This window comes from Sphingomonas bacterium, assembly GCF_903643035.1.
Classification (GTDB): domain Bacteria; phylum Pseudomonadota; class Alphaproteobacteria; order Sphingomonadales; family Sphingomonadaceae; genus Sphingomonas.
The window spans coordinates 1-6,622 of record NZ_CAHJWW010000156.1 but is presented as its reverse complement, the minus strand read 5'-3'; the positions used below and the strand labels follow the sequence as shown (position 1 = coordinate 6,622).

Annotated in this window: 6 protein-coding genes; 2 read left to right on the top strand and 4 right to left on the bottom strand. The window is 68.4% G+C overall.

Features of this window, described 5'->3' with window-relative positions; translation table 11 throughout:
- Nucleotides 1-898 (top strand): glycosyltransferase family 2 protein (locus tag HUV01_RS10520; RefSeq protein WP_174298216.1); only part of this gene is annotated, 898 nt, incomplete at its 5' end.
- Nucleotides 899-915: 17 nt separating this feature from the next.
- The gene (locus tag HUV01_RS15495) at nucleotides 916-2,112 is read left to right on the top strand and encodes a phytanoyl-CoA dioxygenase family protein (RefSeq protein ID WP_174298215.1); all 1,197 of its coding nucleotides are present in this window, start codon (nucleotides 916-918) and stop codon (nucleotides 2,110-2,112) included.
- Here HUV01_RS15495 and HUV01_RS10510 read toward each other — a convergent pair.
- The 4 genes from HUV01_RS10510 to HUV01_RS10495 form a co-directional block, all read right to left on the bottom strand.
- Entirely contained in the window at nucleotides 2,097-2,744 is a 648-nt protein-coding gene (locus HUV01_RS10510) for an ABC transporter ATP-binding protein (protein ID WP_174298214.1), read from the bottom strand. The genes HUV01_RS15495 and HUV01_RS10510 overlap by 16 nt on opposite strands.
- 28 nt (nucleotides 2,745-2,772) lie before the next feature.
- Nucleotides 2,773-3,555, bottom strand: a complete 783-nt coding sequence (locus HUV01_RS10505; RefSeq protein ID WP_174298213.1) for an ABC transporter permease — start codon at nucleotides 3,553-3,555, stop codon at nucleotides 2,773-2,775.
- Nucleotides 3,556-3,557: 2 nt separating this feature from the next.
- Nucleotides 3,558-4,715: a capsule biosynthesis protein gene (locus HUV01_RS10500; protein ID WP_174298212.1), complete on the bottom strand. Its 1,158-nt coding sequence runs from the start codon at nucleotides 4,713-4,715 to the stop codon at nucleotides 3,558-3,560.
- Nucleotides 4,716-4,834: 119 nt separating this feature from the next.
- Nucleotides 4,835-6,622: glycosyltransferase family 9 protein (locus HUV01_RS10495; protein ID WP_217430982.1), on the bottom strand; the 1,788-nt coding region annotated here is incomplete at its 5' end.

Genomic DNA, 6,622 nt, shown 5'->3' with positions numbered 1-6,622 from the left:
GGACGCGGGCGCCACCGCCTCGGCGGGGCCGTTCGGGACCGTCACGGTCCGGTGGCCGGCGCCGGACCCGGCCCCGCCGGTGACGATCCTGGTGCCGACGCGCGATCATCCGGAGTTGCTGCGCGCCTGCGTCGGGAGCGTCCTGGAACATACCCGTTACGGCAACTATACGCTCGTCATCATCGACAACGGCAGCGTGGAGCCCGAGACCCATGCCTATCTCGACGGGATCGCGGCCGATCCGCGCGTCGCGGTGCTGCCATGCCCGATGCCGTACAATTATTCCGCCATCAACAACTTCGCGGTGCGGCACGCGCGGGACGGGTACCTGTGCTTCCTCAACAACGACACGCAGGTGACGGCGGGGGACTGGCTAGGGGAGATGATGCGCTATGCCGTTCGCCCGGCGATCGGCGCGGTGGGCGCGAAACTCCTCTACGAGGACGGCAGCATCCAGCATGCCGGCGTCGTCATGGGTCTGGGCAACGCCGCGGGCCACGCGCACCGGGGGCTTCGCGCGGGCGATCCCGGCTATTTCGCGCAGGCGCACGCCGCGCATTACGCCAGCGCGGTGACCGGCGCCTGCCTGGTGGTGGAAAAGGCCAAGTTCGATGCGGTCGGCGGCTTCGACGCGGAAGGGCTGCAGATCGCCTACAACGACGTCGACCTGTGCCTGAAGCTCGGCCGCGCGGGCTGGCGGAACGTGTACGCTCCGCAGGCGACGCTCTTCCACCTGGAAAGCAAGTCGCGCGGCGCGGACCTGTCATCGGCCCATATAGACCGCTACATGCGCGAGCTGGAAGTTCTCCAGACCCGCTGGGGAACGACGACGGTCGTCGATCCGATGCATCACCCGGGGCTCGATCGGGCCAGCGAAACATACCGCTTCCGCCTCTGACGCTTGCGAGAAAGTCCATGTCCACCCTACCCGATCCCGATCCCGGAGCGCCCCTTCCGCTTTCCGCCAGGCTGCTGCCGGGGGTGCCGCTGGTCGAATCGCCGCTGTTCGCGGGGTCGCTGGACGCGATGGGCCTGTCCCCGTTCGAGCGCGACGTCGCGGTCCAGCTCAACGCGCGCGGCTATGCGGTGTTCGACTTCCCCGACGCCGGGATCGATGCCCGGATCGACCGGATCAGGACCAACCTTTCACCGCGCTACGATGCCGACCTGTCCGATCCCGAGTCGCTGGGCGCGCACGCGAACCTGCGCATCCAGGACGCGTGGCGGTTCGATCCGGACGTACTGGCCATCGCCGCCAACGCGCGGATACTGGCGCTGCTGACCAGGCTGTACGGACGGCGCGCCTTCCCGTTCCAGACGCTGAACTTCCCGCTCGGCACGCAGCAGCGCCCGCATACGGACTCCGCGCACTTCTCCAGCCTTCCCGAACGGTTCATGTGCGGCGTGTGGCTGGCGATGGAGGACATCACCGCAGAGTCCGGCCCGCTCGTCTATTACCCCGGCTCGCACCGATGGCCGGTGCTCAGCAACGCGATGATCGGCCAGCGCGGGTGGAAGAGCACCCACGCCTCGGCGCAGACGCCGTTCGAGGCGGTATGGGGTGCGATGGTCGACGCGGAGGGGATCGAGCCCGAAACCTTTCTCGCGCGCAAGGGCCAGGCGCTGATCTGGGCCGCCAACCTGCTCCACGGCGGCAGCATGCGAAGCGACCTGAAGCGCACGCGCTGGTCGCAGGTCAGCCACTATTACTTCACCGACTGCATCTACTACACGCCCGCCTTCTCGGACGAGCCGCTCGGGCGGCTGGACCTTCGCACCATCACCAACATCGCGAGCGGCGCGGTCGAGCCCAACATGCTGCTGGGCGAGCCCGTGCGGCCGGATCGGGCCGAGGCGCCGACCACCACCGGCCGGCGGGCGTGGCGACACCTGTTCAGGCGCAGGCCGCCAGCCGGCGGCGCCGGCCCGGCCGGGTCCGACCCGTCGGCGCAGGACATTCCCGCCGACTTCGACGCCGCGGCCTATCTTCTGCTCAACCCCGACGTCGCCGCCGCCGGGGAAGATGCCGCGAGCCACTATGCCACGCATGGCCGGCACGAAGGGCGGCGGTACCGGGACCCGGCCGCCGATGCGGATCAAAGCTCGAAATAGGTGTCCAGCCCCGCTTCGACGTCGTCGTACATCTCGGCCTTGCCGTTCGAGAGTATCATCGCCCGGTCGCAGAACGTGCGGATGAACTCCGGGCTGTGCGACGCGAGGAGCAGGGAGCGGTCCGCGCGCTTCTCGAACAGCTCGTAATGGCATTTCTGCTGGAAGTTCTTGTCGCCGACCATGATGACCTCGTCGATCAGATAGCATTCGAACTCGATCGCGAGCGACAGCGCGAACAACAGGCGCGCGCGCATCCCCGACGAATAGGTCTTGACCGGCATCCTGAGCTGCCGGCCAAGCTCGGTGAAATCCTCGACGAAGGCGCGGACGTCGGCATAGTCGTGGTCGTAGATCCGCGCGATGAAGCGGGCGTTGTCATAACCGGTCAGGCTGCCCTGGAAGCCGCCGGTCAGGCCGAGCGGCCAGGAGCAGGACATCGTGCGCCGCACCCGTCCCGACGTCGGCATCTCCACGCCGCCGATCAGCTTTATCAGCGTCGTCTTGCCCGCGCCGTTGCGGCCGAGCAGGCCGACCTTGTCTCCCGGCCTGATCGTGAGGTCGATGCCGTTCAGCACCTGTTTGCGCCCGTGTCCGATGCGATAGGACTTGTGCAGGTCCTCGCACACGATCATCGCGCGCCGCCACCCGCACGGCGGCCGCTCATTCGACCACCAGCGTCCGGCGGACCCGGCGGCACAGGGCCAGCCCGATCGTCATGCAGATCAGCGAGGCGCCGATCGGAACCCATATGGTGTAATACGGCCGCACGGCATCGCCGAACAGTCCGTAGCGCATCATCTCGATCGAATTGACCATCGGCGACCACAAGAGGATGTCGCGCGCCTGCGGCGAGAGCCACGATTCCATGTTGAAGGTGCCGGAAAAAGGGATCGAGATATAGATGGTGACGGGAAGGATTTTCTCCAGGACTTCCGACACCTCCGACAAGGGCGCGATGATGAAGCACATCGACAGGACGAAAAGGGTATACAGCGCCCAGCCCGACACGAGCAGGCCGATGCTGGCGGGCACCGGGAAGTACCCGAAGTACATCAGGATGACGCCGATGAAGAGATAGGCCATCATGCCGCCTATCGTCTCGATCAGCACCCGGACGAACACGAAATCCAGTATGCGGATCTGGCGATGGTACATCAGGCTGCCGTTCGCGACGAAGATGTTGGTGCATCGGCCAAAGGAGTGACGAAGGAAGGTCAGCGGCAGGTATCCGCTGACGACGAACGCCACGATCGCGACGCCGTGTTCCTCTGGACCCTTCATGAACGTCCACGCGAGCGAGACGAGCACGGCGAAGAGCAGCGGTTCCGCCATTATCCACAGGAAACCGATGTTCTCGCGTCCGAAGCGGGTCGTCAGCTCGCGGCTCATCAGCGCGATGATCACGCGCTGCTGGATTCGCCAGCCCTGTCGCAGCGACGCCATCGTCAGCTGTCCGGCGCGTGTTCGAGGATGCCGACGATCAGCATCCAGCCGATCAGGTATACGCACAGCGCCGTCGCGAAGACGAAGAACACCGACTGGATGCGGCGCGGCAGCAGGGCCACGTCGGGCCGGTTGGGCTCGACGACGCGCTCGAGATAGAATTGCTGCTTCTGCGCCTCGGCTCGGGCCTGCTCGAGATTGGAGCCGGCCGCGTTGACCATCTGGGTCGCGAACTCCTGCTCGACGGCCAGGTTCTCGTACTGGCTGAGCTTGGAGGCGATCCCGCCGCCGGTTCCGACCGCACGGCCGTTCTGCGCGTCGATCTGCACGCCGACCGCGGCGATCCGGCTGCGCAGCGCGAGGATCGACGGGTTGCGCGGCGCGGCGCGCTGCATCGCCTGCAACTGCGCGCGCAGCGCGGCCTGCTGGCCGACGAGGACGTTCGACACCTCCAGCACCCCCGTCGCCTGCTTGGCGGGATCGAGCAGTTCGGAGGTGTTGCGATATTCCCGCAGCCGCATCCTGGCCGCGAGCAGCCGGGCCTGCGCGTCCGCCAGGTAATGCTGGGTCTCCGCAATGGCCTTGCCCTGCGCGCGGACGTTCAGCTTGTTGACCAGTTCCTCGCTCAGGTCGAGCAGTCGGGCGTTGAGCGCATGCGCGTCGTCGGGAGTGAACGCCTTCGTCGTCAGCACCGCCGTATTGGTGTCGTGGTCGAGGCGGGTGTCGACCATCTTGCCGTAGTATTTGTACAGGTTCTCGAACCGCTCAGGCGTGAAGGGCAGGGGATAGCGGCTGAGGACGTCCGCTGCCGGGGACGAGAACACCGCTGCGACGTCCATCCGCCGGGCGACGTCGGCCAGCGCGTTGCGCGACCGGACATAGTCCATGACCTCGTTGGTCTGTTCCTGGCCGCCCGATAGGCCCGTCGTCTGGATCAGGCTGGCGATGCCCGAGAGCTGGGCCTGCTTCTGGCTCGGCGACTTGATGACGAACCGCGACTCGGAGATGTAGACGTCGGACGCGACGAAGCCCTGGTACAGCGCCATCGCGACCGTCGGCACGATCACGAAGAGCGTGAACCAGCGGCGACGGCGGAACCAGGTCGCCACGCGGTCCAGCGGCGCGGGCGTCCGTGGCCGCGACGCGGAAAGCTCAAGCATTTCCACAGGGTTTCCCAAACGGAGGCAACGACCCCGAAAGCCAGGCAAGCGACGAGACCATCGGATTACGCAAGCGCATTCCGGCGTCCCTTGTCAATCGACCCGATGGTCGGGCGCCGTCAGGACGCCTCGCGCCGCTCCGTCGCCGCCCGACCCAGATCGCGCAGGAACGGCGATATCCGGGCCGGGTCGGCGCTGTACCCCATGCAGAACGGTTCGGGCCGGATCAGGCAGGTCAGCGAGTTGCAGGGGGAGCAGGCGACCGTCGGCTCGATCAGCAGGGCAGGAGAGCGCCGTGCGCGGAAATGGGGCTTGGAGGCGACGTGGTCCGGATGCGTCGATCCGAAGAACGTGATCTGGGGCACGTCCAGGATCGCGGCCATGTGCGCCGTCCAGCTGTCGATCCCCGCGACCGCGTCCGCCCGCCGGAACAGCGCCGCCCACAGGCCCGGCGCGAAGTTCCCGGCGATCATGCCGTCGACCGCGTCGCACGCCGCCTCGCCCGGGCCGCCGATCTGGACCAGGCGGAACCCTTGCGCCCTCACCATGTCCGCGAACCGGGCCAGCACCGCGTCGGGGAGCGACTTCAGGCTCCACCCGCCCGTGCGGTGGAACAGCACCACGCGGTCGCCGTAGGGCGCCAGCAGCGCCGCCGCCTCATCCTCCTGTCCGGCGTCCGTCGCCGGGCGGAGCTCGTCGAGCGGCGTGTCCGCGGGCAGGCCCACCGACGACAGCATCGAGCCCGCCAGGTTGCTGCGCATCGCGTCGAGTCCGCGCGCAAAGTGCGACCGGGCGAGGCGGGGGCCGGTATCGGCCTGGCGGATGACGTATTCGTACGAGCGCAGCAGGTGCAGCGCGGTCCGCTCCGCGGACGGCACCTTGACGGGAATGCCGCGGACCGGGAACGGCGGGTCGAACGCCAGCACCCACTCCAGCAGGCTTTCAGCCACATGAAGCCGGATGGGGATGCCGGCGAGGAACGCGGTCTGCGCGACCTGCAGCCCGACGAGCACGTCGCCGCGATGGAAGGGGCAGATGAACTCTACCATATGGTCGTCGCCGAGGGCGTCGGCCGGCCCGTGGACCTTGCGATTGAGCCAGCGGTAGTCGTGCTGGTGCTGCCACAGGTGAACGATGTCGCGGGGCCGCGGGGCGGGCAGCACGCCCAGCGCGGCGATGGTGGTGCGACAATGTGTCCCCTTGCCCGAAAGGCGCCGCGCGAGATCCTCGAACAGGGCCGCGGGCGTGAGGATCAGGGGATCGAACACCGCTCCCTGCCCGTCTTCGACCGCGCACAGCGTCGCGAGCCGCGCCATGACGATGGCGCTGCCGGGCAGTTCCGTCTCCTCCAGCGCCCGATCGGACCCGGCGTCCGCCGGCGCCAGCCGCCCCGGCGCCGGCAGGTCCGCATAGCCGTCGCCCATCGCGCGGATGTCGACCGCCATTTCCGCCGTCTGCCGGACGGGTGCCTCCAGATAGCCGTCGGTCAGCACGCCGTCGCGCGGCCGTCCCTCCCGCACGAGCATCCGGGGCGAGAGCAGTCCGCCCGGATCCCCCGCGGCGAGCCAGGACCGGAGGAGCGAGGCGAACCAGTCGCCGGTCAGCGCGCAATCCTCCGCGATCACGACCACATGGCTCAGCCCCGGCGGAACCCGGGCGAGGCCGAGGTTGGCGGCCCTGGCGGCCGCATGGTCCTGTCCGGTATCGACGACGACCGTCAACGGCACGTTCCCGCACGCCTGTCGGAAGGCGGCCGTGCGGCCCGCGCCCGTGAAGCTCTCGTTCCGCGCCGTGCCGTCGACCAGGACGATCGCCGCCGGGCTCGGGCGACCATCGCCGAACCCGCGCGCCAGCCGGGCCAGCATGTCGAACGGGGCGGCGCCGGCGATCACGACCGCCGTGTCCGC

Bases quoted from the DNA above. Each gene is read 5' to 3' on its own strand.
- HUV01_RS15495 (WP_174298215.1), top strand. From the start codon at position 916: ATGTCCACCCTACCCGATCCCGATCCCGGAGCGCCCCTTCCGCTTTCC.
- HUV01_RS10510 (WP_174298214.1), bottom strand. From the start codon at position 2,744: ATGATCGTGTGCGAGGACCTGCACAAGTCCTATCGCATCGGACACGGG.
- HUV01_RS10505 (WP_174298213.1), bottom strand. From the start codon at position 3,555: ATGGCGTCGCTGCGACAGGGCTGGCGAATCCAGCAGCGCGTGATCATC.
- HUV01_RS10500 (WP_174298212.1), bottom strand. From the start codon at position 4,715: ATGCTTGAGCTTTCCGCGTCGCGGCCACGGACGCCCGCGCCGCTGGAC.